Genomic DNA, 1605 nt, shown 5'->3' with positions numbered 1-1605 from the left:
AAATAAGGGTAGAGAAAAAGAGGGTAAAAAGGTGATCGAAAAAAAACGGAATCCTAGATCACAATCGCCGGAATACGCAACTGACCAAACGTTTTCGGGCTGGAGCGTGTTACAGCCCGAGGTCTCTCTGTTTTAGCATGCTAAAAAACTCCCCCCAGGATTGCAGTACTGCAATTAGCCAATGTCCGTTTTCAAGATGAGTGACGGGGTTCGAGCAATGTGAGCCGAAGCGAGTATTCATCTAACACCGGTGCTCGTCCGGCAAGCGCAGCGCGTCAGCAATTTTCGTTAAAATCCAGGTTATTTAACATAAATGGTACTTAGCGAAACAAGAGGACGAAGCTGGGTTTCATGTTTTTTATATTGGTAGTTTTGTACCTTTCGTTTTTCCTTTATGAGATATAGCCTTCGTTAACCCTTGTAGGGAGAAGTGGAGGCCACATTTTTGTTACAAAAGCTTATGATTCGAACTTTACTAATTATTGATAAGATTAAACTTAAACACTGCTCATTCTTTTATACTTTATGGTCTGATGGAGTTATTGAGCAAGTGGTTGTAAAAAATGGTCGCGTTGTTTTTTATCGGTGAACTCCTTTAGTTGAACATAACGCCCGTAAACCAAATCGTAGGAAGGTCGCCCAAGGCGGCCTTTCTTGTCTCAGTCTGTTACACGATCATGCCAGTTAGATTTAACATAACAGGTACCTGTTTTTGAGAGTATGATGACTTCTGTGTGATGTTACGCCTTTACCGCTGTTTGATAGACCTGAACGTAATGTGAATTATGGGTTAACTAAGCATTAAGCTGTGTTCTGTAAAATACAGATCAAAAGAAAATAGGAATCAATAGTTAGGGCTGTATATGAACATTAAAAATTTAGTCGAACAAACAAAAGAAAAAATCAATAACATTCGGGTGGAAAAAAATAAATCTGTAGCCGCCGTTGCTATTCTTTCTACTTTATTGATTGGTTCCGGTGCAGCGCTGGCATCTGATGGTGGTCATGATGGTAAAGATGATAAGGGTGAGCATCATACTGTAGCTCAGTCTAGCATTAATTATACGGGACCAATCGATTTGGTCACTATCGCAGAATTATCAGAAAAAGATAGTTGGTTTGAAGACCAGAGTTTTACGTTAGAAGGTTATATTATTAAGCAAGTCAATGATAAAACNAGCATTAATTATACGGGACCAATCGATTTGGTCACTATCGCAGAATTATCAGAAAAAGATAGTTGGTTTGAAGACCAGAGTTTTACGTTAGAAGGTTATATTATTAAGCAAGTCAATGATAAAACGTTCTTGTTTACAGATGGTGCCGATGAAATTACTGTAAACATTAGAGCTGATAATGTTGAGTCCTTCTCTGATAAGGATAAAGTGAGAATTACTGGTGAGTATGAAAATGAATTCTTCTCAAAACCTCACTTTGATGTCAAACGAATCACCTTATTGTCGATTTAATCTACGTGACAAAAGTAAACAATACAATAAAGACCGCCACTTGGCGGTCTTTTTAATTGTGCGCCGAGCATGGCGTTGTTCTAGGAGGTGAAAGTCCTCTACGGGCTCAGTCGAGCGAGAACCGTTAGCCTATGCA

General features: G+C 39.1%; 1 protein-coding gene. It reads left to right on the top strand.

The annotated features are described in order from the left end of the window. Positions 1–1178: 1178 nt before the first annotated feature. A partial coding sequence (locus BIT28_RS29815; RefSeq protein WP_217696629.1) for a YgiW/YdeI family stress tolerance OB fold protein occupies positions 1179–1469 on the top strand: 291 nt, incomplete at its 5' end. Positions 1470–1605 lie beyond the last annotated feature (136 nt).

It is taken from the genome of Photobacterium proteolyticum, from assembly GCF_001939735.1.
Classification (GTDB): Bacteria; Pseudomonadota; Gammaproteobacteria; order Enterobacterales; family Vibrionaceae; genus Photobacterium; species Photobacterium proteolyticum.
This window is presented reverse-complemented; position numbering and strand designations above follow the sequence as displayed.